Source organism: Frigidibacter sp. MR17.24 (assembly GCF_037095655.1).
Classification (GTDB): Bacteria; Pseudomonadota; Alphaproteobacteria; order Rhodobacterales; family Rhodobacteraceae; genus Frigidibacter.
Genome location: NZ_JBAWKE010000011.1, coordinates 47943 through 73260 on the forward strand (window position 1 = coordinate 47943; position 25318 = coordinate 73260).

A 25318-nucleotide genomic window follows, 5' to 3' on the forward strand; every position below is an offset into this window, starting at 1 on the left:
GTGTCAGCCGTCGGGCGTCACCGGTCGGGCATCGGGCCGGTCAGGCGCGGGCCGGGGGGCCGCGCGGCGGCACCGCCGGGTCGCGGGCGCGCCCGAAGCTGCGCGCGAGGCGCGGCAGGGTGACGGTGGCGACCACGCGGTATTCGAGGCTGCGCAGGCCTTCCTGTGCCGGCGGCACCACGGCGGCGCCGATCAGGTGGCAGATCGGGCAGCCGGGGGCGGCATGGTGGCCCGCGCCGCCGTCGGCGCAGAGATCGGCGATCGATCCGCCCGCGAGCAGGTGCGCCTCGAGCCGCAGGTCGCCCGCGTCCGGCACATGGTGCGCATGGCCCGCCGCCCCGAAGGCGAGGGTCAGCAGGGCCACCAGCATCAGGCCGAGCATGCGCAGGCGAGGGATCGCGTCCATGCCCGCCAGATCGCATGTTCCGCCCTGCGCGGCAAACCTTTCGGCTGCGACGTGACGTCCTAGGGGGTGCCGGGACCGGTGCCGGGTCCGGTGCCCGGATGGGCGGCAAGCCAGGCGGTCAGGCGCCGGCCCTCGGTCTCGTCATGCTCCCAGGCGGCGCGGGCGGCCTCTTCGGGGGCGCGGGCGCGCAGGGCGGCGATCAGCGGCGCGTGCTGGGCGATGATGTCGTCGGGCCCGGTGGCGACGAAGCTGTTCGAGGTCGAGACGAACAGGCGCACCTGCGCCTCGACCACGCGGTATTGCGCGGCAAGGCGGCGGTGGCCGGCGGCCTCGACGATGCCGCGGTGCAGGGCGACGTCGGCCTCGATCATCTCGCGCAGCGAGCCGCGCGCGCAGGCGGTCTCGAGCGCGGTGAAGAAGGTTTCCAGCCGGTGGTGGACCTCGGGGTCGGGGCGGGCGGCGGCGAGGCGCGAGGCGAGGCTTTCGAGGCTGCCGCGCAGGGTCCAGATCTCCCAGATGTCCTCGGCGGTCAGGGCGGCGACGTGCCAGCCGGTATAGGGCACCAGCGTCACCATGCCCTCGCCCGCGAGCCGGTGCAGGCTCATGCGCAGGGTCGAGCGGGCGACGCCCAGCTGTTCGGCCAGCGCGATCTCGGTCAGGCGGGCGCCGGGCGCGATCTCGCCCGACAGGATGAAGTCGCGCAGGTGCTCGGTCACCATCGCCTCGGTCGACTGGCGCGCGACGGGCTTCAGCCCGCTGATCGTCGTCTCACCGCCCACGCCATCCCCTCAGTGCTGCGGTTCGGCGATGCTTACCGCCCAGCCCCGCGCCTCGATCGCCTCGGCCGCCTCCAGCGCCACGTCCTCGCGGAACCTGCCCGCGACGATCTGGATGCCCAGCGGCGTGCCGTCCCCCGTCAGCCCGGTCGCCAGCGTCAGCGCCGGCAGGCCGGACACCGGCAGGCCGACCTGCACGTCCTGTGCCGTCCAGACGCGCTGGTAGTCAGCGGTGCTTTTCAGGTCAAGATCGTCGGCGAAGGGCAGCTCGGCGCTGGGGGGCAGCAGCACGACCGGATAGCGCGCGGTGAACTGCGCCCAGAGGCTGGCGATGCCGAAGCGGCGCACCAGCGCGTCCGAGAATTCGGCCTGCCCGATCGTCTCGGCGAAGGCGCGCTGGCCGTCCAGCGCGGCAAGCGCGCCCGGATCGCCCTCGGCCTCGGCGGCGGCGCGCATCGCCTGATAGCCGTCGCCCATCCACAGCGTGCGCTGGATCACCGCGGCCTCGGCGATCGGAGGCAGGGCGTCGACCTCGTCGACCTGCCAGCCGGCGTCGCGCAGCCGCTCGGCGGCGGCCAGAAGTTCGGCCATCAGCTCGGGCGCGGTCTGCATCCCGTCGGGGCGCAGGCAGAGCGCGGCGCGGCGCGCGACCGGCGGGCCCGCGAGCGGCATCGCCACCGACCAGGGGTCGCGCGGATGCGCGCGCGCCATGGCCGAGAGCGCGAGGCGCAGGTCGCCGACGCTGCGCGCGAGCGGGCCCGAGACCGCCATGATCTGCCCGCCGATGGTGCGGTCGCGCCCCGAGGCGTTGTGCGCCGCGATCCGCCCGATGGTCGGGCGCAGGCCGTGGATGCCGCAGGCATAGGCCGGATAGCGCACCGAGCCGGCGATGTCGGTGCCGTGCCCGATCGCACCGATCCCCGCCGCCGTCGCCGCCCCCGCCCCGCCGGACGAGCCGCCGGGGGTCAGGTCGCGGCGGCGCGGGTTGTGGGTGTGGCCGTGCAGCAGGTTGCCCGTGAACCAGCGGTAGCTGAAGGCGGGCGTGTTGGTGCGCCCCAGCGGCACGGCGCCGGCCTGAAGCAGGTGCGCGACGACCGGGTTGTGGCTGGTCGCGATCAGGTCCTTCTGCGCGGTCAGGCCGTTGGTGGTGGCATAGCCCGCCTGGTCGACATTGACCTTGATCGTCACCGGCACCCCGGCCAGCGGCCCCGGGTCGCGGCCCGCCGCGATCGCGGCGTCGACGGCCTCGGCGGCGGCGAGCGTGTCCTCGGGGCGATGCTCGACCACCGCGTTGATCGCGGGGTTGGCGGCGGCGAGGCGGCCCATCGCCGCCTCGGCCACGGCGACGGCGGTCACGTCGCCCGCCCGCACCATCGCGGCGATGCGTGTCGCGGGCAGGGCCCAGAGCGGGGTGTCGGTCATGGTCTCAGCCTCGCTGGTAGCTGTCGGGCAGGGTCATCACCGGCGTGCCCTCGGCGACGGCGGCGGCCCAAGGGTGCCAGGGATCGGTCATGCCCTCGGTCACGCCGTCCTTGCGGCGCACGGCGGCGAGGGTGGTGAAGGCCTGCGGCTGCGCGACCCGGTCGGCCAGCACCAGCGGGAAGGCGGTTTCCAGCAGATCCAGCGTCGCCGCGCCCAGCCGGGGATCGGCCACGAGCGTCGGCGGCGCCGACAGGTCGAAGCGCGGCGCGGCGATCGCGTCGGCCAGCGGGAAGCCGTAGTCGGCAAGGTGGATCAGCGCCTGGTAGACCGCCGGCAGGATCTTGCGCCCGCCCGAGCCGCCGAGCGAGACGACCTCGTCCCCCGGGCCGGTCATCAGCACCGGCGCGTAGTTGGCGAGGGCCTTCTTGCCCGGGCCGATGGCGTTGATCCGGCCGGGGCGCGGGTCGAACCAGTTCACGCCGTTGTTCATCAGGATGCCGGTCGCGGGCGAGATCACGCCCGAGCCGAACAGCGACAGCAGCGTCTGGGTCAGCGACACCGCCATGCCGTCGCGGTCGATGACGCTGAGGTGGGTGGTGCAGGAGGGCAGCCGCCGCTCGGCGCCGTCGCCCATGCGGGTGAAGCGGTGCTCCCACGCGGCGGCCATCGCGGTGGCGCTGGCGAGGATCTCGGCCGGGGTCGGATCGGCCCCCGTCGGCGCGGGGGTCCCGGCCAGCCCGCGCAGGGCGAAGGCCACGGTGACGGCGCCGTTCAGCTCGGGCGCGAAATGCAGCTGGTGGTCGCGGTAGGGCTCGGACGCGGCCTCGGTCACCACCGCCTCGAACCCGGCGAGGTCCGCGGGCGAGAGATAGCCGCCAAGCGCGCGGATGTCGGCGGCGAGCGCCTCGGCCAGGGGCCCGTCGTAAAGCGCGGCGGCGCCTTCGGCGGCGATGGTGCGCAGCGTGGCGGCAAGCGCCGCGTTGCGGATCCGCGCGGTGCGGCCGGTGACGGCGGCGGGCTGCGCGAGCGGCAGGCCGCCGGGCAGGAACAGCGCCGCTGCCGCCGGATCGCGCCCGATCCGGGCCATGTCGGCGGCGATCATCGCGGTGGTGTGGGCATCGACGACCGGGCCCGCCTCGGCGATCGCGATGGCGGGGGCCACCAGCTCGGCCCAGGGCAGGCGGCCGAAGCGGTCATGCGCGGCGGCGAGCCCCTTCAGCAGGCCCGGGATGCAGACCGACTTCGCGCCGATGACGTTGCGGTCCTCGAGCACCGAGGGCCAGCCGAACAGGTCGTCGTCCGATCCGCCCGCAAGCGGGAAGTCGGCCGGGTCGAGCGTGGCGGGCGCGCGGGCGCCGGCATCGATCGCGGTCACCGGCCCGCCGGCGGGGCGCACCAGCATCGCGCCGACGCCGCCGACGCCGCTCATCCACGGTTCCAGCACGCCGAGCGCGAAGGAGGTGGCGATGGCCGCATCGACCGCCGAGCCGCCGCGCGCGAGGACGGCGGCGCCGATGGCGGCGGCCTCGCGGTTCTGCGCGGCGACGACGCCGCCGTCGGATCGGGTCGCGGTGGCCGGGGCGGCGGGGCGGCGGGCGAGGTTCGGGGAACGCAGGTCGGTACGGGTCATCTCTTGCTTCTTCCGGAGGGGGTCAGGCGGCGCGGGCTTCGTCGGCGGTGGGGCCCCCGGGCATCAGGCGCATCCAGCCGGGCAGGGACTGCCACTGCCAGTCGGTGGCGCGCATCATCATCGCGCCCGGCGCGACGGCGGTCAGCACCGCCCCGGCGATGGGCGCGAAATGGGCGCGGAAATGGATGGCGCTTTTCACCACGACGATGGCCGAGGTCGTGGGCTCCATCCCGAGGTAGCGGAACATCTCGAGATCGGCCATCTGCGCGATCCGGGTCGCCACGCCGACCCGGACGCCGCCGATGCGCAGGCAGGCCGAGGGGCCGAGATCCATGGCGAGCCGGCCGTAATAGGGCCCCGAGGTGTGGAAGCGGCCGTCCGACAGCGTCTCGACCACCGCCTCGGTCTGAAACGGCGTGTCGCCGGCGATGCCGGCGCGGCCGCCGAGCGGCAGGCGGATCGTGGCGCCGGGGCCGGCGGCATGGGCGGCGGCGGCGGCGGCGGGGTCGTGCAGCAGGCCCAGGATCGCGTCCTGCGCCCCCGCCGCGACCAGCGCCCGCAGCAGGCCGGTGGTGTCGCCGCTGCCGCCGGCGCCGGGATTGTCCTGCGCATCGGCGATGACGACCGGCGTCGTGGCAAGGCGCGCCGCCTCGGCCACCGCCGCGTCGGGGGCGTAGAGCGGGCCGGCAAAGGCGGGTTCGGCCGCGACGACGGCCGCGTGCAGCGCGGCGGCAAGGCGGTCGGCCTCGGCCTGGGTGTCGGCCAGCGCCCAGGTCAGCGCGCCGCAGTCGGGAATGTCGGCGGCGGGAAAGCCCATGGTGAAGGACAGCGAGGCGGTCGTGCCGGCCTCGAGCCGGTCGAGCGCGGCATAAAGCCCGCGCGCGGGTTCGACATCGGTCGACTGCCAGCAGATCGGCGTCATGTAGGGGGCGCGGGTCCAGGCCTTGGCGAAGGGCCGGCCGAGCGCGACGCGCCGGGTCAGCAGCGCATGGGCACGCCGCCCGGTCGCGGCCATGTCGACATGCGGATAGGTGCGGAAGGCGACGGCGCCGTCCGCCAGTTCCAGCAGGCGCGACGAGATGTTGCCGTGCAGGTCGAGGCTGACGACCACCGGGCGGTCGGTGAGCGCGCGGATGCGCGCCAGAAGCTCGCCCTCGCCGTCGGGCTGGTGCTCGGCCACCATCGCGCCGTGCAGGTCGAGGTAGATCGCGTCGGCCCCGGGGTCGGCGGCGATGGCGGCGGTGATCTCGTCGGCGACCTCTTCGTAGATCTCGCGCGTGACGAAGCCCGAGGGGCAGGCGGCGGTCCACAGGATCGGCGTCACGGTGTCGCCGGCTTCGGCCGCGGCGGCGAGAAAGCCGGCGGCGGGCAGGTTGACGGCCGGGTGCATCGCCGCGCGCACCGCCTCGCCGCGGCAGCGGGGCGGGAAGCCGCCGCCATGGGCGAAGGCCGCGTCATCGGCGCGGCTGGTGGCGAAGGTGTTGGTCTCGTGCTGGAAACCGGCAAGCAGGATGCGCATCGTCGGGGCTCCGGAAGGGCGTGGGCGGCGCGGGATCAGTGCGCCGCCTGCCGGAAGTTCTGGAAATCCCAGTCCGGGGCCGGCGCGGCCTCGATCAGGGTGCGGGTGTAGGGATGGCTGGGGGCCGAGAGCACGTCGCGTGCGGGCCCCTGTTCGACGATCCGGCCCCGGCTCATCACCACGACCGAGTTGCAGATCTGCGCCGCCACCCGCAGGTCGTGGGTGATGAACAGGATCGACACGCCGGTGTTGTCGCGGATGTCCTCGAGCAGCTTCAGCACCTGGGCCTGCACGGTGACGTCGAGCGCCGAGACCGCCTCGTCCGCGATCAGGAGGTCGGGCTCCATCACCACGGCGCGGGCGATGGCGATGCGCTGGCGCTGGCCGCCCGAGAACTGGTGCGGATAGCGGTTCATCACCGAGGCGGGCAGGTTCACCAGTTCCAGCGTGCGGCCCACGCGGGCGCGCGCCTCGGCCTCGGGCGTGCCGTAGTTCGTCAGCCCCTCCATCAGCGACTGGCCGATGGTGCGGCGCGGGTTCAGCGAGCGGTAGGGGTCCTGGAAGATGTACTGCACCTGGCGGCGCATCTCGCGCAGGTTGCGCAGGGGCACGATGTCGCGCCCGCCGACCACCACCGCGCCGTCGGTCGGGTCGGTCAGCCGCATCACGCAGCGCGCGACCGTCGACTTGCCCGAGCCGCTCTCGCCGATGATGCCGGTGATCTCGCCCTTGTGGACGGTGAAGCGGATGTCGTCGGCGGCCAGCACGCTCGTGTCGCCGAAGATCGACTTCTTGCCGTAGCGCTTCTGCAGGCCGATGACCTCGAGCAGCTTCGGCGCGCCGCTCAGCGGCTCGCGGCGGGGGATCAGGCTGGGGACCGAGGCCACGAGCATCCGGGTATAGGGCTCGCGCGGAGCCGACAGGATCTGGTCGCGGGTGCCGGTCTCGACCAGCGCGCCGCGGTTCATCACCACGATGCGGTCGGCGATCTCGGACACGACGCCGAAATCGTGGGTGACGAAGACGACCGCGGTCTGTTCCTGCTCCTGCAACTCGCGGATCAGCGACAGGATCTGCTTTTGCGTGGTCACGTCCAGCGCCGTGGTCGGTTCGTCGGCCAGCAGCAGGCGCGGGCGCAGGATCAGCGCCATCGCGATCACCACCCGCTGGCGCTGGCCGCCCGACAGCTCGTGCGGATAGGCGCGGTAGATCCGCTCGACATCGGGCATGTGCACCCGTTCGAGCATGTCGAGCACCCGGCGCCGCCGCTCGGCCGCCGACAGCGGGGTGTGCAGGCGCAGCACCTCGTCGATCTGGTCGCCGACGCTGCGCACCGGGTTCAGTGCCGTCATCGGCTCCTGGAACACCATCGCGACCGAGGCGGCGCGCAGCTGGCGCAGGCGCGCGGGGCTGGCCTTCAGCACGTCCTCGCCGTCGAGCAGGATCCGGCCCGCGGTGACCTGCAGCGCGTCCTTGGGCAGCAGGCCCATCACCGCCATCGAGGTCACCGACTTGCCCGAGCCGCTTTCGCCGACGATGCAGACCGTCTCGCCGGCGCGGACCTGGAACGAGATGTCGCGCACGATGGGCTTGGCACCCGCGGGCCGGGTGTCGATGCTGACGCCTTCGACGGAGAGCACGACGTCGGGGGATGTGTCGGTCATCTGGATCTCCGGGATCAGAGGCGCTTGGCCATGCGCGGGTCGAGCCGGTCGCGCAGCACGTCGCCCAGAAGGTTCACGCTGAGCACGGTGAGCGAGACCATCACGCCCGGGTAGAGGATCAGCTCGGGCTTGAGCAGGAAGTAGACCCGCCCGTCGGCCATCATGTTGCCCCAGCTCGGCGTTTCGGGCGGGACGCCCGCGCCGAGGAACGACAGGATCGATTCCGTCATGATCGCCGAGGCGAAGATGTAGGTGCCCTGCACGATGAGCGGGGCGACGGTGTTGGGCAGCAGGTGGCGCCAGATCATCTGCAACGTCCCGGTCCCGAGGACCGAGGCGGCCTCGACATAGGGTTCGTTGCGCACGCCCAGGATGACCGAGCGCACCATGCGCGCCACGCGCGGGATCTCGGGGATGGCGATGGCGATCAGCACGGTGGTGATCGTGGCGCCCGAGATCGCGACGAGCGCGATCGCCAAAAGGATGCCCGGGATCGCCATCAGCCCGTCCATGAACCGCATGACGATGATGTCGGCCCAGGCGAAATAGCCGGTCAGCACGCCGAAGAAGATGCCGAAGGCGATGGCCGCGATCGCGGTGCCGGCGCCCACGGCAAGCGAGACCCGCGCGCCGTAGACGATGCGGGAATACATGTCGCGCCCGAAGCTGTCGGTGCCCAGCCAGTGCGCGGCCGAGGGCGCCTGCAACCGGATCGAGGGATCGAGCTGCACCGGGTCGACCGTGCCCAGAAGCGGCGCCGTCACCGCCATCGCGACGATCAGCGCCAGCACCGCCGCCGAGATCCGCGCGGGCCAGCTGGACAGCACCCCCGCGATCAGCGCGCGGGCGCCGGAGGCGTTGCCGGCCTCGGCCATGTCGGGCAGGGCGAGGGGTTCGGGCGGCAGGCCGTTGGCAGGCAGGCCGGTGGCGGGCAGGCCGCTGGTCGGCAGGCCGGTCGTGGGGGGGGCGGTTTCGCGGGTCATCCTGCCTCCGGTGGCGGTGGGGGCGAAGCCGCGGGCCCGGGCGGGCCCGAAGCGGTCAATAGCGGATGCGGGGGTCGAACAGCCCGTAGAGCAGGTCGACGGCGAGGTTGATGAAGACGTAGATCGTCGAGAACAGCAGGATCACCGCCTGGATCACGGTATAGTCGCGCGCCAGCACCGCCTCGAGCATCAGCCGCCCGAGGCCGGGGATGTTGAAGACGCTTTCGGTGACCACCACGCCCGAGATCAGCATCGCGATCGACACGCCGATGATGGTCACGATCGGCACGGCGGCGTTGCGCAGCGCGTGCTGGGTCAGCACCCCGCGCTCGGTCTGTCCCTTGGCGCGGGCGGTGCGGATGTAGTCCTCGCCCATCACCTCGATCACGTTGGTGCGCACGATGCGCGCGATCAGCGCGATGTAGGGGAAGCTGAGCGCGACCGCCGGCAGCACCAGGCGCGAGAAGAATTCCCACAGCCCCGCCGAGGGCGGCTTGTAGCCCTGCACCGGGAACCAGCCGAGGATCCGGGCGAAGACCAGGATCATCACGTAGCCGATGATGAACACCGGCACCGAGAACCCGAGCACCGAGGCCGCCATCACCAGCCGGTCGACCCACTTGCCCTGCTGCCAGGCGGCGATCACGCCGACGGGCAGGGCGACCGCCACCGCGATGACGATGGTCACCAGGCTGAGCCAGAGCGTGGGGCCGATGCGGTCGCCGATCAGCTCGGCCACCGGCTTGCCCGAGATCAGCGAGGTGCCGAAATCGCCCTGAAGCAGGCCGCCGAACCACAGGAAGAACTGTTCGAGCAGGGGCCGGTTCAGCCCCATGCTCTCGCGCAGTTCGGCCAGCTGGTCGCCGGACGCGTTCGGGCCCGCGATCATCGCCGCCGGGTCGCCGGGCGACAGCCGCAGCACCAGGAAGACGATGACCACCACCATCAGCAGCACCGGCACGGCCGAGAGCACCCTCTTGGTGACGAAGCCCATCATGGTCGGATCACTCGGCCTTTTCCATGTTCCAGAAGATCGGCGCCTCGGCGTCCATCTGCGGCGTGACCGCCGAGGACCAGGCGGCGACGTTGTAGAACTCGCCCATCGGCACCATGACGCCGTTGTCGATCACCAGCTGGTCGATCTCCAGCGCAAGCTTCTTCTGCTCGTCAAGGTCGGCGGTGCGGGCGATCGCCATGCGCCGCTCCTCGATCGCCGGGACGTCGGGCCAGCCGAACCAGGCCGCGTCGCCGCCGGCGGCCGCGCCGATGAAGCCGATCGCGTCGCCGACGTCGGGCAGCACGTTGGTGGTCGAGAACATGTTCCAGCCGCCGTCGGCCACCGGCGCCTTCGAGGCACGACGGGCCACGACGCTCGCCCAGTCCATCGACACCATGTTGACGTTGAAGCCCGCGTCGCGCAGCTGCTGCGCCAGCACCGGCCCCTGCGCGTTCAGGCTGGGGATGTCGGTCGCGTGCATCAGGAAGATCGGGCTGCCGTCATAGCCGGCCTCGTCCAGCAGGGCCTTCGCCTCGGCCGGGTGCGACTCGATGATCTTGTCGGCGGCGTAATCGGTCTTGTAGAGCGAGGTGCAGCCGTAGACCGCGGCGCAGGTCGAGGCATTGGGCGAGCCCGCGCCGACCTGGGCATCCAGCATCGGCTGCTGGCCGAGCGCGAGGATCACCGCCTGGCGGATCTTCGGATTGTCGAAGGGCGGCAGCTTGTGGTTCATCCGCGCGAGGTTCTGGCTGCCCTGCTTGGCATAGGTGCCGGTCTTGATGTCGGGATTGCCCTCGATCAGCGGCAGCAGGTCCTGCGCGGTCTGCTCGATATAGTCGATCTCGCCCGACATCAGCGCGTTGATGCCGGTCATCGGGTCGGGCATCGAGGTCCAGACGACCTTGTCGACCTTCACGACCTTGCCGCCGGCAAGCCCGTCGGCGGGTTCGTCGCGCGGCACGTAATCGGCGAACTTCTCGAAGGTGGCCGAGACGCCGGGCTGGAACGACTCGGGCACCAGCCGGAACGGGCCCGAGCCGATGGTCGAGGTGATCGGGGTGGCGACCGGGGTCGCGGCGACGTCGGCGGGCAGGATGAACGGCGGCAGGCCCGAGGGCTTGGACAGCGCCAGCAGCGCGATGCCCGTCGGTTCCGAGAAGGTCATCGTGAACGACTTGTCGTCGACGGCCGCGATCTCGGAGGTCAGCGTCATCATCACCTGGCCGGTCTTGTCGACCTGGGCCCATCGCTTGATCGAGGCGATGGCATCGGCGGTGGTCACCGGCTTGCCGTCGTGAAACTTCAGCCCGTCGCGCAGGGTGAAGGTATAGGTCTTGCCGTCGTCCGAGACGGTCCAGTCGGCCATCTGCGGCTTGACCTCGCCCGAGGCGTTGCGCGCCAGCAGCGTGTCATAGACCATGTAGCCGTAGTTGCGCAGGATGTAGGCGGTCGAGATCTGGACATCGACGGCGCGCAGCGGCGCGTGCATCACGGCGGTGATCGTCTGGGCCTGGGCCGCCAGGCCCGAGGTGCCCAGAGCGAGCGAAAGCAGCGTGGTCTTCAGCAGGCTGGAAGCGAAACGTCTGGGAAACATTCTTCGGATCCTCGGTCTGGTGGGGAAGACAAGGACGATTGACGTCAATCATCTTCCGCGAGGATACGCGCCGGATTTTTCGCATGGCAACGCCGCAGTCGGCACGGCGGGGGATTTTTCGACCTTTCGGTCCACCCTGCCTAGAAATTGATATTCGTCGTTATTTATCAGTCAGTTGAAGATGGTTCGGCATGCTTATTAACTAAGCGCAATACAAACTTTATGCTGAGCCGGCGCCCCGGGGCGGGCCGGACCCGCCCGGGGGCGGGCCCTCTGCCTGGCGGTGAGGGCCGTTTGCGTTCAAATGTTCTCGGTTCCGCACCAATCGGCGATGAACAGCGCCATAGATTGCGTGACCTTCTTCAGCGACGACAGGCTGACCGCCTCGTCGAATCCGTGGATGCCGCGCGCCTTCGGCCCGTAGCAGAGCGTCGGGATCCGGTTGTAGAGCGCGTAGACCCGGGCATCGAGATAGGCAGCGGTGGTGAAGCTTTCGAGCGGCGCCGCGAAGGCGGTCTCGTGCGCGCGTTCCAGCGTCTGCTCGGCCTCCGAGCCGGGGGCGAGGATGTAGCCTTCCGAATTGAAGCCGTTCTGGGTGAAGACCGGCGGGTTCTGGTTCAGGAAGCTGTCGGCGCGGGCGAAGGCCATGGCGTGGTCGATGATCTCGGCCAGCTTCGCCTGCGCCTTGTCGGCGGCATAGATCGAGATCCGCACCTGGAACCGGCACCAGGCCGGCACCGACGACCCCCAGTCGCCGCCCTCGATCAGCCCGATGTTGAGGTTCACCGGGTGGTCGATGCCGTCGCATTCGGGATGGGCGGAGGCCTCGGCGTTCCATTTCGTCTCGATCTCGCGCAGGGCGCCGATCAGGCGGTAGGCGGCGTCGATCGCGTTCGCGCCCTCGCCCATCTCGCGCACGTGCACGGGGATGCCGCGGACCATGACCTCGAACCACAGCACGCCCAGATTGGCGCGGGCGAGCTTCTCGTCCTCGGGTTCGGGGATCAGCGCGGCGTCGGCGGTATAGCCGCGCAGGAAGGTCTGCAACGCGCCGTTGCCGGTCGATTCCTCTTCCACCACCGACTGCAGGCAGACGGTGGCGGCCGGCTGCAGCCCGATGCGGCGCAGCGCCTCGAGCGCGAAGACATTGGCCGCGGCGCCGGCCTTCATGTCGCCCGCGCCGCGCCCGTACATCCAGTCGCCCTCGATCTCGCCGCCGTAGGGGTCATGCTCCCACATCTCGCGCGGGCCGACCGGGACCACGTCGAGATGGTGCTGCAGGATCAGCGAGCGCCCGGTCTCGTCGCGGGGATGGTGCAGGCCCACGACGATCGGCGCGCGGGAATGGCGCGCCGAGAACGGCGCGCCGCCCTCGTGCGCGGTCAGCGCGGCCTCGTCCATCTCGAACCGGTCCATCTTCAGCCCGCGCGCGGCATAGTCGCGGAAGATGAAGTCCTGGATCGCGAATTCCTCGCCGCGCTGCGAGGCGAAGCCCACGAGCCGTTGCAGATAGGCGATCTGGTCGTCGAATCCCGCCTCGACCGAGGCGAGGATGCGGTCGCGAAGTTCTGGCGTCAGCGTCATGGGCAGTCTCCGGGGGTCAGGGGCAGGTGTCGGCGAGGACCTCGGCCAGGGCCGCGAGCAGCCAGTCGACATCGGGCTGGGTGAAGGTGATCGGCGGGCGGATCTTCAGCACGTTGCCCGCGGGGCCGGTGGCCGAGATCAGCACGCGCCGCGCGCGCAGCCCGTTGACGATGGCGGTGGCGAGGGCCGCGTCCGGCGTCCGCGCCGCGCGGTCGGCGACCATCTCGACCCCGATGTAGAGCCCTGCGCCGCGCACGTCGCCGATGGCGGGGAAGCGCTCGGCCATGGCCGCGATCCCGGCCTGGATCTGCGCGCCCATCGCTTTGGCATTGGCCTGAAGATCCTCGTCCCGGATCACGTTCAGCACCGCCATCGCCGCGGCCATCGCGACGCCGTTGCCGCCGAAGGTGTTGAAATAGCGGGTGTCGCGGCCGAAGCGTTCGACGATCTCGGGCACGACGGCGAGGCCTGCGACCGGATAGCCGTTGCCCATCGGCTTGCCCATGGTGACGATGTCGGGGTCGATGCCGTGGCGCTGGAAGCCCCAGAAGGCGTCGCCCGACCGCCCGAAGCCCGACTGCACCTCGTCGGCGACGAAGAGGCCGCCGGCGGCGTGCACCGCCTCGATCACCGGTTTCAGCACGCCCGGGGTGGCATAGATCCCGTCCGACGAGAACAGGCTGTCGACGATGAAGGCGGCAAGGCCGTCGCCGTTGCGCTTCAGATGCCAGGCCTGTTTCGTCACCGCCTCGGCCATCTGCTGGCCCAGCGCGTCGGGGTCGCGGCGATAGCTGTCGGGCGCGGGCACGGTGCGCACCCACTGCCCGAGCGGCGAGGCCTCGCCCAGCGAGGCCGAGAAGCTGGCGGTCAGGTCCGAGTTGCCGTGATAGGCCTCCTCGGTGATGATGATCCCGTGCCGGCCGGTCGCGTGCTTGGCGATCCGCATCGCGAGGTCGTTCGCCTCGGAGCCGGTGCAGGTGAACATCATGTGCCCGCCGGCCGCGATCCGGCCGCCATAGGTCGGCAGCATCGCCGCGGCATAGTCGAGGATGCCGTCCTGGATGTAGCGGGTATGGGTGCACAGCGTCGACATCTGCCGGGTCACCGCCTCGATCACCTTCGGGTGGCAATGCCCGATCGAGACGACGTTGTTGTAGGCGTCGAGATATTCGTTGCCCTGGCTGTCGAACAGCCGGGTGCCGCGACCCTCGCGCACTTCGACCGGGTCCTGGTAGAACAGCCGGTAGGCGGGCCCGAGCAGGCGCTGGCGGCGCTCGATCGCGGCGCGGCGGCCGGGGTCGAGCGCGGCGAGGCTGTCGGGGTTGAAGGCGTTCACCATCTTGCCGCGCGTGGCGATCGGGGCGGTCATCGGGTCGTCTCCTTGAAGGTCAGGAAGTCCTCGGACAGCGCGTCGGCGCTGCGGGCGAGGAACCAGTCGAGCTGGGCCCAGCCCTGCTCGGTGTTGCGAAGGATGTAGGTGCGGTTGTCGGGGAAGGTCCGCGCGCGCCAGAGCGAGATCAGCCCGCGCGTCACCGCCCGCCCCATCACCAGATGCGGCAACAGGGCCATCTCGTCGTCGCCGAGGCTGGCCGTGCGCAGATAGGCCGCGAGGATGCGCTTGCCGTCGTCGAGGATGTCGTCGCGCGGGTTCGTCGCCTGGTCGCGCGGCAGCCAGTTCAGCATCGCCGTCGAGACGTCGATGGCGATCGCGGTCTTCACCACGTCGCCGAAGTCGATGATCCCCGACAGCCGCGCCGGCCCCGTGCGGTCCACGACGAGGTTCGAGCGGCTGAAATCGTTGTGCAGCACCTGCCGCGGCAGCGCCTCGATCCGCGGGAAGAGATCGCTGAAGCGGTCGAAGGCGGCCTCGAGCCGGCGGCGGTGCGCCGGGTCCTCGACATCCGCCAGAAGCCCGGCGAGACCGGGCAGGCGGCGGATGTCCCAGGCCAGCACCCGGTCGGCGCCGCGATGCTCGAACCCCGCGAGCGCGAGGCGCAGCCGCGCCAGCGTGGTGCCGATCTCGGGCAGTTCGTCGGGCAGGGTCGCGGTGGTGTCGAGCACGGTGCCGTCGAGGAAGCTGTAGAGCCGCACGAAGCGGCCCGCGCCGGGCCCCGCGGCGATCACCGGCAGCAGCTGGCCGTCGCGGGTGTCGAAGACCCGCGGCACCGGCAGCGCGGGGTCGGCGGCGGCGATGTGGCGCAGGGTGCGGACCTGCAGGTCCAGCTCGTCGGCCCGCTCGCCGGGGTTGGCGATCTTCAGGACATAGCCTGCGCCGTCGGGCGACAGGATGCGGAAGGTGTCGTCCTGTTCGCTGGCAAAGCGGCGGAAGTCGCCGGTCACGCCATAGAGGTCGCGCGCGATCGCGGCCGCCTCGTCGGCCGTGACCGAGGTGAAGGGTGTCGAGAGCGAGCCCATGTCGACGGCAGGGGCGATGGGGGGCGTGGGAAGCGGAATGGTCGGTGGTCCTTGCTGGTGGTCGGGCGCGCGGCGCGGGCCGCGGGCGCGTGGTCGTGTGGATCAGGCGGACAGGGTCATGAACAGCCCCGCCAGCAGCCGGGTGCGCGGCACGATGCTGGGAATGTCGACATGTTCGTCAAGCGTGTGCAGCCCCGCGCCCGCGACGCCGAGCGAGCACAGCGACGGCACCCGCAGCGCGCCCGAGAAATTCGCGTCCGACCCGCCGCCCGACGACACGCAGGGAAGCTCCATCCCGATCTCGGCCGCGAGGCCCTTCGCGATCTCGTAAAGCGCCATGGTCTCGGGCTGGCCGTTGTTCCACACCGGGCGCACCACCGTGGTCTCGACGGTGAAGGCGACGCCGTTGCGGGTGCCCGCAAGCGCGAGCATCTTCGCGGTGCCGGCGTCGAGGTCGGCCTGTTCCTTGGCCATCGACAGCACCTGAGCGCGCGCGAAGCTGGGCACGCAGTTCACCCACTTGCCCGAGGTGACGTCGTTGCACGAGAAGGTGCAGCTGTCCGAGGTCATCGCCTCGATCTCGATGATCCGGTGCGCAAGTTCGCGCACGGCCGAGACGCCCCCCTTCACGTCGGCGCCCGCGTGGCTGGGGCGGCCCGAGGCCGTGATCTCGTAGCGCGCGATGGCGAAGCGGCCGGTGGTCACCGCGTTGTTGGCATGCGCGGGCTCGGGGCACAGGAAATAGCGGTTCGCCAGCGCCTCGGCCTCGATCAGCGCGCGGGTGGCGGGAGAGCCGATCTCTTCGTCGGGGGTGAAGAGGAAGGTCACCGGCAGCGGGGTCCGCAGGCCCGCGCGCAGGATCTGCCGCATCGCCTCGAGCGCGATGTAGTTGCCCGATTTCATGTCCTGGATGCCGGGGCCGAAGGCGCGCTCGCCCTCGATGCGGAACGGGTTGCGGGCAAGCGTTCCGACCGGGTGCACCGTGTCCATGTGCCCCGACACGAGGATGCCGGGCTTGCCCATGTCGGGGTGGGGGACACGCGCGCGCACCGAGGGGCCGCAGCCCATCCGGCCCGGGATCATCTCGACCGTGGCGCCGAGCGCTGCGCAGTCGAAGGCCACCAGCTCCATCATCCGCGCGACCGCCGCCGGGTCGTAGGTGGGGCTTTCGCATTCGATCCACGGGCGCAGGCCCGCGAGGATGGCGGTGGCGTCGAAGGGCAGGTCGGGCAGGGTCATGCGGTCAGCGCTCCGGTTCGGGCAGGGGGCGCCGTCGGCGCCCTGCCAGAGAAGTCAAAATGACGATTGGCGTCAATCCTGCGCGCAGGACTCGGGCAGCTTCCGGCGCGATTGCGGAAAACTGCCGCGCGATTGGGCATCGCGGCGCGACGGCGGGCGGTGCGATTGACAGCGGGAGGGGCGGGCCTAGCGTCGGGCCTAGGATCGGGGCAGGCCCGCCGCGCACGGACGGCTGGCCGCAACACGGGACGGAAAGAACATGTCGCAAGTGATGAGCTGGGAAGACTGGGCGGCGCAGGACGGCGTCGGCCTTGCGGGGCTGATGCGCGCGGGAGAGATCACCGCGGCCGAGGTCGCCGCGCAGGCCGCGGCGGCGATCGCGAAGGTGAACCCCGCGCTGTGCGGCGTGGTCGAGGTCTTTGACGATGCCGTGGCCGACCCGGGCGTGAACGGCGCCGATCCGGCCGGGATCTTCGCCGGGCTGCCGTTCCTGCTCAAGGACCTCGGGCCGACGCTGGGCGGGCGGCTGCAGGAGCAGGGCTCGCACCTGATGAAGGGCAACCGGCCAGCCGCGGACAGCTTCCTCGTGTCGAAGATGAAGGCCGCCGGGCTGAACATCATCGGGCGCAGCACCACGCCCGAGTTCGGCTGCTGCTCCTCGGCCGAGAACCCGACGATGTACGTCACCCGCAACCCCTGGGACACCGGCTTCACCAGCTGCGGCTCGTCGGCCGGGGCGGGGGTGATGACGGGCGCGGGCGCCGTGCCGATGGCGCATGGGTCCGACGGCGGCGGCTCGATCCGCATTCCCGCGGGCTGCTGCGGCGTGCTGGGCCTGAAGCCGTCGCGCGGGGTGTTCTCGATCTCGCCCTACGGGTCCGACTTCGCCTCGGTCGTCTCGTCGCAGGGCTGCCTGACGCGCAGCGTGCGCGACAGCGCGGCCTTCTTCGACGCCTGCCGCGGCGGCGCGCCGGGCGAGTTCATGCCGTTCTGGCAGCCCGACGAGCCCTACCTGTCGCTGGTCGAGCGCGACCCGAAGCCGCTCAAAATCGCGCTGTCGCACGAATGGGGCCCCTACAGCGCCACGCCGCACATCGCGGCGGAACTGGTGCGCGCGGGCGAGTTCCTGCAATCGCTTGGCCACCATGTCGAGGCGGTGGTGCCCCCCGTCGACTTCGCGCGCGCCTATGCCGCGCAGACCACCTGCTACATCACCAACTTCGCCCAGACCGTGCGCGGGCTGCTGGCCGCCAAGGGGCTCGACGCGCCGCCCGCCGACCTGGTCGAGCCGATGAACATCCGGATCTGGGAGCAGGGGCTGGACGCGGGCTATTCCCAGCGCGCCGACATGCAGCTGGACTTCAACGCCACCGCCCGGGCCTTCGGTGCCTTCTATCAGGACTGGGACATCATCCTGACGCCCACCACCGCGCGCGAGACGCCGCCGATCGGCACGACGGAATACCTCACGACGACCGACAATCCCTCGGCGCTGGACTGGTTCGGCAACCTGTGGGGGTTCTTCGCCTATACCCCGCTCGACAACCTCTGCGGCACGCCGGGCCTGTCGATGCCGCTGGCCAAACACGCCAACGGCCTGCCGCTGGGGATCCAGGCCCATGCCGCGCAGGGCGGCGACGGGCTGCTGCTGCAGCTTGCCGCGCAGGTCGAGCGCGCGCTGGGCGGGCGCTGGAACGGCGGCGCGCTGCCCGCCGTCCACGTCACTCGCGACTGACGCCGGCCCGGGCGGCCGTCAGGCCGCCTGCGCCCGCCGGGCCAGGATCGCCAGCGCCGCCGCCTCGTCGATCACGTCGCAGATCTTGAACTGCATGTCGAAGAGCGAGGCGGCGTGGCTCATCTCGATGCGGTCGAACACGCCCTGTTCGACGACGCTCATCCGGTAGCCCATCGCCTCGCCGTCGACGCAGGTCGCGCGCACGCAGCCCGAGGTCGAGTTGCCGACCACCACCAGCCCGTCGACGCCAAGCTCGGCCAGGATCAGCGGCAGGTTCGTCGCGACGAAGCACGAGGGCGTCTGCTTCTCGATCAGGATGTCGCCGGGCTGCATCGCCACCGCGGCCTCGATCTCGGACCGCGGGTCGGTCGCGGCGAAGACGCCCGATCCGGCTTTCGCAAGGCCGGTGTAGCCGTGGAAGACATGCTTGGAATAGATCACCGGCACGCCCGCGGCCCGCGCCGCGGCCAGAAGCCGCTGCTGAACCGGGATCGCCGCCCAGGCATGGGGCCCGCAAGACCCGGGGAAGCGGTCGAGCTGCTCGGCGATCGGGCGGTCCTCGCCGCAGGCGGTGACCTGCATGTCGATGACCAGAAGCGCGTTGACCCGGCCCGGCCCGCGCGGGCTGCGAAGCGCGCCATTGGCGAAGACCTTGCGGTCGTCCTCGGTCATGAACCTGTCCCAAGCGCGGGTCGTCATCGTCTCGTCCTTCCGGGGGAAATGCCTGGGGCGGACCTTGCCTGCGCGGGCGCGCGCGCGCCATCCGGGCGGGGCTGAGAAAACGTCAGCCCGGCGCGCGCGATCGTGTCGAATCGCGCCGGGGCACGGGTGCGCGAACTGCCCGGAAAAGCGCCGCAGCGCCCGCGCGCTGCACAGATTTCACCGCCTGCGGCGGCGGCCTGCGGGCGCTGTCGCGCGGGGCATGGGCGCGGCCGGCGCGGGCTGGCAGGACTGCGGGCAGGGGAGCCGTTCCGGGAGGAGTGAGGAGTATTCCGCGATGCGCAGACGCGTTCCGCTGAACGCCATCCGGGCCTTCGAGGCCGCCGCGCGCAACGCCTCGGTGGTCAAGGCCGCCGACGAGCTGTGCGTGACCCCGACGGCGGTCAGCCACCAGATCCGCATCCTCGAGGACTTCCTGCAGGTCGAGCTGTTCGCGCGGCGCAACAACCGCATCGTGCCGACCGAGGCGGCGGCGGCACACATGTCGTGCTTCACCCGCGCGCTCGACCTGATCGACGAGGCGGTGCAGGCCTTCGGCGAGGCCGTCCCGCCCGAGACCCATCGCCGGCTGTCGATCGCCAGCTCGGCCTCGGTCGCCTCGCTGTGGCTGGTGCCGCGGATCTCGCGGTTTCTCGAGATCGAGCCGGACGTGGACCTGGACCTGACGACCTTCGTCACCCGGGCCGAGGCCGAGGCGCGCGACTGCGACGTGCGGATCTGCAACTGGAAAAGCGACCTCGACTGCCGGATCGAGCCCTGGGTGGAAGAGGACATCTTCCCGGTCTGCGCGCCCGCGCTGGCGGCGCGGTTCGACGGCGATGCCGGGCAGATCCTGGCGCGGGCGCCGCTGGTCCATGTCGACCGTCGCGCCACCGGGTTCGAGCCGAACCAGTGCGACTGGGAGGAATACCTTGGCGATTGCGGGATCGCGCGGCGCGGCGTGATGCACGGGCCGCGCTTCAACCAGGCCAGCACCGCGATCGACGCGGCGCGGGCGGGGGTGGGGGTGATCCTCGGGCGCTCGCTGCTGGTGGCGCAGGCGCTCGCGGCCGGAGAGCTGGTGCGCGTGGGCGAGGCGCATCCGCGCCGCAGCCCCTATTACCTGATGACCCCGCACCGCCCGGGCAACGGGCCGCTGCTGCAAAGCTTCCGCGACTGGCTGATCCGGCTGGCCGCGCCCGCCCCGGAACCTGCCGACGCCTGATGTCCGCTGCTTGGCCGCCGCGCTGCCGTGCCCGCGGGCCGGTGGTGCGGCATGAGATTTTCTCTGGCCCCGTCGCACCGCCCCGGCTCGCGCCCGGGGCCGGCCCATGCGACACCTGATCGAGGATTGCACGGGCAGGCACGGGGCAGGGCGATGACGGACCATTTCGAGGCGGGCGGGATGACGGTGACGCGGATCACCGACCTGCCGCGATTCGCGCTGGCGCTGGATTTCCTGTTCCCGGGCGCCGACGCGGGCATGCTCGCGCCGCACCGGGCGCTGCTGGCGGGCGACCATGTCGATTTCGACACCGCCGAGGTGCTGTTGGGCGTCCACAGCCTGCTGGTGCGCCGCGACGGCCTCGTGATCCTGATCGACACCTGCGTGGGCGAGTGCAAGCCGCGTCCGCGCCGGGCGGACTGGCACAACCGCAAGGCCTCGGGCTATCTCGAGGCGCTGGCGCGCGAGGGGCTGCGGCCCGAGGATGTCGACATCGTCCTGTGCACCCACCTGCATGCCGATCACGTCGGCTGGAACACGCGGCTGGTCGACGGGCGCTGGGTGCCGACCTTCCCCAAGGCGCGCTACATCTGCGGCGCGGCGGAATTCGCGCACTGGCAGGCGCAGGAGGCCGCGGCGCCGGGCGCGGCCAACCACGGCGCCTGGGCCGACAGCGTGGCGCCGCTGCTCGAGGCCGGCTGCCTCGAGCGCCTCTCGCCCGGCGAGGCGGCGATCGAGGGGCTGGTGATCCGAGACCTTGCCGGGCACTCGCCGGGGCAGATCGGGCTGGAGATCACCTGCGCCGAGGGTGGCGCGGTGTTCTGCGGCGACGCGATCCATTCGCCGGTGCAGATGCTGCTGCCGGACTGGACCAGCCGCTTCTGTCATGATCCGGCGCAGGCGGTGGCGACGCGGCGGGCGCTGCTGTCGCGGGCGGCGGATCTTGGGCTGATGCTGTTCCCGGGCCATTTCCGCGGCGCGCTCGGCGCGCGGGTCACGCGGGCGGACGAGGGGTTCGTGCCCGACTGGCTCTAGGTCCGCCCCCCGGCGCCGCTTCCGTGTCAGGCGGGGCGGGCTCAGGCGGGGCGGGCGAAGCGCCGCGCGGCGAAGCTGGCAAGGGGGGGGCCGAACAGGACGACGGCGAACAGACGGAACACCTGCAGCGTCATCACGAAGGACAGGTCGACATGGCTGGAATAGCCGATGGCGGCCACAGCGTCGATGCTGCCCGGCACCGCCGACAGCACGCCGCTCAGCGGGTCGAGCCCGAACAGCATCCCCAGCCCCGCGCCCATCGTCGCGCCCAAGGTGACCAGCGCCGCCGCCGCCGCCACCAGCGCCGGCAGCGCGCGGCCCGCCCGCGCCAGCAGCGCGCGGTCGAACCCCAGGCCGACACCGGCACCGATCACGAAATACGCGAGCGCGATCACGCCATGGGGCAGCGCGATCGGCAGGCCCGCGGTCTTCAGCGCGACGCCCGCCATCATCGGCACCATCATCGAGGCGGCGGGGATCATCCGGGCGAAGCGGTCGGCCAGCGGCGCCAGCGCCACCAGCCCCAGCGCGACCAGCATCGCCGCCAGCGGCGGCGCCGCCGCGGCCGCGCCGCCCGTGGCCCCGGCGCCGCCCAGCACGGCGGCCAGCCCGGACATGCCAAGGATCACCACGATCAGCCGGATCACCTGCACGATGGCGACGGCGCGGGCATCGAGATTGCGCGCCTCGCTCATCGCGATCACCGCGCCGGCCATCCCGGGCAGGAAGCCCCAGATCGCCTCCTCGCGGTCGATCGCGCCCATCCGCCCGATCATCACCCCCGCGGCGATCGCCGACAGCAGCGTCACCCCCACGACCGAGACCGCGGCGGGCCAGAGCGTCGAGAGCTGGGCGAAGGTGTCGGGTCGCAGGCTTTGCGCGATCAGCACGCCGGTGACGCCCTGCGCCGCGGCGCGCGGCACCGGCGCGAAGCGCAGCGCGATCCCGCGCAGCCCGAAGGCCATCCCGGCCGCGATCGGCCCCAGCAGCAGCGCCGAGGGCGCGCCCACCGCCCCGAGCGCGGCGGTGCAGGCAAGCCCGAGCGCCGCCAGCGCCAGCCAATGCGCGGGCCGGCGGCCCGGTCGGCGGCCCGGTCGGCGAAGGCTCACGCAGGCACCCGCCCGTCGCGCGGCCGCAGCAGGAAGTGCTGCGCCAGAAGCGCCAGCCCGAAGGCCGTGACCGCGAGTTCAAGCGCCATCGACGCCTCGGACAGCGGCGCGATCGTCAGCATCCCGGTCGCGGCCCACAGCAGCCGCAGCGGTCCGCGGATCGGGCGGAAGCCGAAGCCGATGATCCCGCCCGCGACCAGCACCAGCGAGGCGGTCGAGCTGACGGCGACATAGGCGATGTCGAGCGCGCCGCCCTCCATCAGCAGGCCGGGCTTGTAGATGAACAGGAACGGCAGGAAATAGGCGACCCAGCCGACGCGGAAGGCCTCGAGCCCGGTGCGCACCTGCCCCGCGCCCGAGATCGTCGCGGCGGCGAAGGCCGCAAGCGCGATCGGCGGCGTGATCATCGACAGCATGCCGTAGTAGAAGACGAACATGTGCGCCGCGATCGGCTGGATCCCGGCCTGCACCAGCGCCGGCGCCGCGAGCGAGGCCAGCAGCAGGTAGACCGCCGTCGTCGGCAGCCCGAGCCCCAGCACCACCGCGACCAGCGCCGTCACCACCAGCATACCGAACATCGAGGTCCCGCCAAGGTCCAGCAGCAGGATCGACATCGAGAAGCCAAGCCCCGTCACCGACAGGATGCCCACGATCATGCCGGCGGCGGCGGTGACCAGCAGCACGTCGGCCGTGCTCGACCCCACCTGCCAGAAGGTGCGCCACACCGCCGCGGGCGACAGCGCCCCCGGCATGCCCGGGCGCAGGGCATGGGCCGCCACCGCGGCTGCGACCAGCGCGAAGATCGTCCAGGTCGCCGCGACCTCGGCCTGCAGGTTCAGCCCGAAGATCCCGCCCAGCAGCACCACGAAGCCCAGCAGCGTCGGCCAGCCGTGCAGCAGGATCCGCCCCATCACCTCGCGCCGCTCGCCCACCAGCGAGCCGGTGCCGTCGCGACGCGACAGGAAGTCGATCTGGATGTAGACCGACAGATAGTAGATCAGCGCCGGCAGCAGCGCCGCGACCAGGATCTCGCGGTACGAGACCTGCAGGATCTCGGCCATCAGGAAGGCGGCCGCGCCCATCACCGGCGGCATCAGCTGGCCCCCGGTCGAGGCCACGGCCTCGATCGCGCCGGCCTGCGCGGGCCTGATGCCCGAGCGGATCATCATCGGGATCGTCATCACGCCGGTCGACATCACGTTCGACACCGCCGAGCCCGAGATCGAGCCGAAGAGGCCCGAGGCGGTGACGGCGATCTTGGCGGTGGCGCCCGGACCCTTGCCCGAGACGCGCATCGACAGCTGGGTGAAGAACTCGCCGCCGCCGACGGCCAGGAGGAAGCCGCCGAACAGCACGAAGATCACCACGACATAGGCCGCGACCTGCAGCGAGCTGCCCCAGGTGGCCGAGCTGTCCGAGGACAGGTACTGCAGCACCTCGGTCAGCGACATCGCCCGCCCCGCGATCGCGCCGGGCAGGTGATCGCCCCAGAGCGCATAGGCGATGAACAGCGCGAAGATGCCGATCAGCGTCCAGCCGATCACCCGGCGCAGCCCGTCCAGCACCAGCGCCACGACCAGCACGCCCAGCCACAGCGCCTCGGCCTGGTGGAACATGGCCTGTTCTGACAGCACCTGGAAGCGGGCGAAGACCCAGACCCCCAGCACCAGCGACAGCGCCGCGCCCAGCAGGTCGGCCAGCGCCGGCAGCTGCGCGCGCCCCAGCGTCTTGAGGTAGACCGCCGCCAGCGACAGCGCCAGCATCAGCGCGGCCACCTGTTCGGGAAAGACCAGAAGCCCCATCCGCATCGGCAGCTTCAGCACCCAGGCCAGCGCGAGGGCGGGGATCGCGGCGCCGAACAGCGCGGTGGTGGCGGTGATCGCGGGGCTGTCGGCGGACAGTCTCATGGGGAGCTCCTGAGCCATCATCTTCGGGGTCGTCGGGAAAAGGCGGCCGCGGGGGGGCCCGGGGAGAGGCGGNGCTGTCGGCGGACAGTCTCATGGGGAGCTCCTGAGCCATCATCTTCGGGGTCGTCGGGAAAAGGCGGCCGCGCGCGGGCCCGGGGAGAGGCGGCCCGCGCGCGACCCTGTCAGCGCGTCACTCCGCGACCGGCACGCCCTGCGCCTGGTAGAAGGCGATCGCCGCGGGGTGATAGGGCAGCCCCTTCGAGCGGCCCATGCGCTCGGGCGCGAAGCTTTCCCACAGCGGGCCGGTGGCATCGAGCGCGGCCTTGCCCTCGTACAGGGCCTTGACCATCGCGGTCACCACCGCGTCGGGCGTGTCCTTGTTGGTGAACAGCATGTAGTCGTAGCCGAAGATCTTCGTCGGCCCCTCGACGCCCTCGGCCTGCATGCCGGTGATGTCGAACAGCCGCGTGCCGGGCAGCACCGCGTCCATCTTCGCCTCGTCCTCGGGGCCGTCGAGCGACAGGAACGTCACGTCGCCGGCCGAGGCCTTGATGTCCATCACATGCGCCGCGCCGGCCGTGGCGATCGAGGTGTCGAGCGAGCCGTCCTTGAGCCCGTCGAACATCGCCGGAAAATTCGCGGTCGGCACCTGGGTCACGTCGTCATAGGTCAGGTCGGCGGTGGCCAGGACCGCGCGGATCACCAGATCGCCCAGCGAGTTGTCGGGGAAGCGCGGCACCTTGTGGCCCTTGAGGTCGGCGACCGAAGCGATCCCCGATGCCTTCAGCACCAGCATCCCCGACGTGAAGTCCATCAGCGAGGCGACCATCATCAGGTTCGGCGCGGGCATGCCCGCCGACATGCCGGTGCCGGTGACGGCGAAATAGGTCTGCGGATAGTTCGCGATCCCGAACTCGGTCCGGCCCTGGTCCACCATCGGGATGTACTGGGCGGTGTTGGCGGTTTCCTGCGGGATCACGCGGATCTCGCCCGCCTGGGTCGCGACATTGGCGATCGCGGTGCCGACCTGGCCGGTCGAGCCGCCCGAGGTGGTGCCCAGCGCGACGGTCTGCGCGCCGGCGGCCCCGGCCAGCCCGAACGCCACGGCGCCCGCCAGTGCAAGCCTGGTCAAGTTGATCATCTTTTACTCCCGGTTGCCGTTGTTTTGGGCGATATTTGTATACATCTCTTGTGCTTGAACATTGGCACAGTTCCGCACCGATCCTGCCATGAGTTTTTCTCTGGCAAGGTGTATCGGCCCCTCCGCTTTGCCGGATTTGCTGTGTGCGCTGGGAAAAATTCGGGAAATCGATGCCGGGCCGGGCTGGTGGGTGGTGGCGGACAGGGTGAGGAAAACTTGATTGCTCTGCCATCCCGGC

Annotated in this window: 20 protein-coding genes; 3 read left to right on the plus strand and 17 right to left on the minus strand. The window is 71.5% G+C overall.

Annotation, left to right across the window (positions count from 1 at the left end; all coding sequences use genetic code 11):
* Nucleotides 1-40: 40 nt before the first annotated feature.
* From V8J39_RS21055 to V8J39_RS21115, 13 genes are all read right to left on the minus strand, one after another.
* On the minus strand, nucleotides 41-406 hold the full coding sequence (locus V8J39_RS21055) for a hypothetical protein (protein ID WP_336462942.1): 366 nt from the start codon (nucleotides 404-406) through the stop codon (nucleotides 41-43).
* A 59-nt stretch (nucleotides 407-465) separates the two neighbouring features.
* Nucleotides 466-1185 carry a GntR family transcriptional regulator gene (locus V8J39_RS21060; protein WP_336462943.1) on the minus strand — a complete coding sequence of 240 codons (720 nt, stop codon included), beginning with the start codon at nucleotides 1183-1185 and terminating at the stop codon, nucleotides 466-468.
* A gap of 9 nt (nucleotides 1186-1194) precedes the next feature.
* On the minus strand, nucleotides 1195-2604 hold the full coding sequence (locus tag V8J39_RS21065; RefSeq protein WP_336462944.1) for an amidase family protein: 1410 nt from the start codon (nucleotides 2602-2604) through the stop codon (nucleotides 1195-1197).
* 4 nt (nucleotides 2605-2608) lie between these two features.
* The gene (locus V8J39_RS21070) at nucleotides 2609-4234 is read right to left on the minus strand and encodes a gamma-glutamyltransferase (RefSeq protein ID WP_336462945.1); all 1626 of its coding nucleotides are present in this window, start codon (nucleotides 4232-4234) and stop codon (nucleotides 2609-2611) included.
* Between the two features lie 22 nt (nucleotides 4235-4256).
* A complete protein-coding gene (locus V8J39_RS21075; protein ID WP_336462946.1) occupies nucleotides 4257-5753 on the minus strand; it encodes a M81 family metallopeptidase in 1497 nt (498 codons plus the stop codon).
* Nucleotides 5754-5788: 35 nt separating this feature from the next.
* The gene (locus V8J39_RS21080; RefSeq protein WP_336462947.1) at nucleotides 5789-7417 is read right to left on the minus strand and encodes an ABC transporter ATP-binding protein; all 1629 of its coding nucleotides are present in this window, start codon (nucleotides 7415-7417) and stop codon (nucleotides 5789-5791) included.
* Nucleotides 7418-7431: 14 nt separating this feature from the next.
* A complete protein-coding gene (locus tag V8J39_RS21085; RefSeq protein WP_336462948.1) occupies nucleotides 7432-8400 on the minus strand; it encodes an ABC transporter permease in 969 nt (322 codons plus the stop codon).
* 55 nt (nucleotides 8401-8455) lie between these two features.
* On the minus strand, nucleotides 8456-9397 hold the full coding sequence (locus V8J39_RS21090; RefSeq protein WP_336462949.1) for an ABC transporter permease: 942 nt from the start codon (nucleotides 9395-9397) through the stop codon (nucleotides 8456-8458).
* 7 nt (nucleotides 9398-9404) lie between these two features.
* Nucleotides 9405-10991, minus strand: coding sequence for an ABC transporter substrate-binding protein (locus tag V8J39_RS21095; protein ID WP_336462950.1), 1587 nt, complete (start codon nucleotides 10989-10991; stop codon nucleotides 9405-9407).
* A 300-nt stretch (nucleotides 10992-11291) separates the two neighbouring features.
* Nucleotides 11292-12575, minus strand: coding sequence for an ArgE/DapE family deacylase (locus tag V8J39_RS21100; protein WP_336462951.1), 1284 nt, complete (start codon nucleotides 12573-12575; stop codon nucleotides 11292-11294).
* A gap of 16 nt (nucleotides 12576-12591) precedes the next feature.
* Nucleotides 12592-13944, minus strand: a complete 1353-nt coding sequence (locus V8J39_RS21105; RefSeq protein ID WP_336462952.1) for an aspartate aminotransferase family protein — start codon at nucleotides 13942-13944, stop codon at nucleotides 12592-12594.
* Nucleotides 13941-14990: a phosphotransferase gene (locus tag V8J39_RS21110; protein ID WP_336462953.1), complete on the minus strand. Its 1050-nt coding sequence runs from the start codon at nucleotides 14988-14990 to the stop codon at nucleotides 13941-13943. Before V8J39_RS21110 ends, V8J39_RS21105 begins: the two co-directional genes overlap by 4 nt.
* 102 nt (nucleotides 14991-15092) lie before the next feature.
* On the minus strand, nucleotides 15093-16229 hold the full coding sequence (locus V8J39_RS21115; protein ID WP_336462954.1) for a M20/M25/M40 family metallo-hydrolase: 1137 nt from the start codon (nucleotides 16227-16229) through the stop codon (nucleotides 15093-15095).
* 259 nt (nucleotides 16230-16488) lie between these two features.
* On the opposite strand from V8J39_RS21115, the gene V8J39_RS21120 reads away from it, so the two are divergent.
* The gene (locus V8J39_RS21120; RefSeq protein WP_336462955.1) at nucleotides 16489-17964 is read left to right on the plus strand and encodes an amidase; all 1476 of its coding nucleotides are present in this window, start codon (nucleotides 16489-16491) and stop codon (nucleotides 17962-17964) included.
* 18 nt (nucleotides 17965-17982) lie between these two features.
* Here the strand turns inward: V8J39_RS21120 and V8J39_RS21125 are convergent, their stop codons facing one another.
* Entirely contained in the window at nucleotides 17983-18663 is a 681-nt protein-coding gene (locus V8J39_RS21125; RefSeq protein ID WP_336462956.1) for an isochorismatase family protein, read from the minus strand.
* 298 nt (nucleotides 18664-18961) lie between these two features.
* On the opposite strand from V8J39_RS21125, the gene V8J39_RS21130 reads away from it, so the two are divergent.
* Nucleotides 18962-19888: a LysR substrate-binding domain-containing protein gene (locus V8J39_RS21130; protein WP_336462957.1), complete on the plus strand. Its 927-nt coding sequence runs from the start codon at nucleotides 18962-18964 to the stop codon at nucleotides 19886-19888.
* Nucleotides 19889-20041: 153 nt separating this feature from the next.
* The gene (locus V8J39_RS21135; RefSeq protein WP_336462958.1) at nucleotides 20042-20923 is read left to right on the plus strand and encodes an MBL fold metallo-hydrolase; all 882 of its coding nucleotides are present in this window, start codon (nucleotides 20042-20044) and stop codon (nucleotides 20921-20923) included.
* A gap of 41 nt (nucleotides 20924-20964) precedes the next feature.
* Here the strand turns inward: V8J39_RS21135 and V8J39_RS21140 are convergent, their stop codons facing one another.
* From V8J39_RS21140 to V8J39_RS21150, 3 genes are all read right to left on the minus strand, one after another.
* Nucleotides 20965-22032: an AbrB family transcriptional regulator gene (locus V8J39_RS21140; RefSeq protein ID WP_336462959.1), complete on the minus strand. Its 1068-nt coding sequence runs from the start codon at nucleotides 22030-22032 to the stop codon at nucleotides 20965-20967.
* Nucleotides 22029-23939: a TRAP transporter permease gene (locus V8J39_RS21145; protein WP_336462960.1), complete on the minus strand. Its 1911-nt coding sequence runs from the start codon at nucleotides 23937-23939 to the stop codon at nucleotides 22029-22031. The genes V8J39_RS21140 and V8J39_RS21145 overlap by 4 nt, the downstream gene beginning before the upstream one ends.
* A 190-nt stretch (nucleotides 23940-24129) precedes the next feature.
* A complete protein-coding gene (locus V8J39_RS21150) occupies nucleotides 24130-25080 on the minus strand; it encodes a TAXI family TRAP transporter solute-binding subunit (protein ID WP_336462961.1) in 951 nt (316 codons plus the stop codon).
* Nucleotides 25081-25318 lie beyond the last annotated feature (238 nt).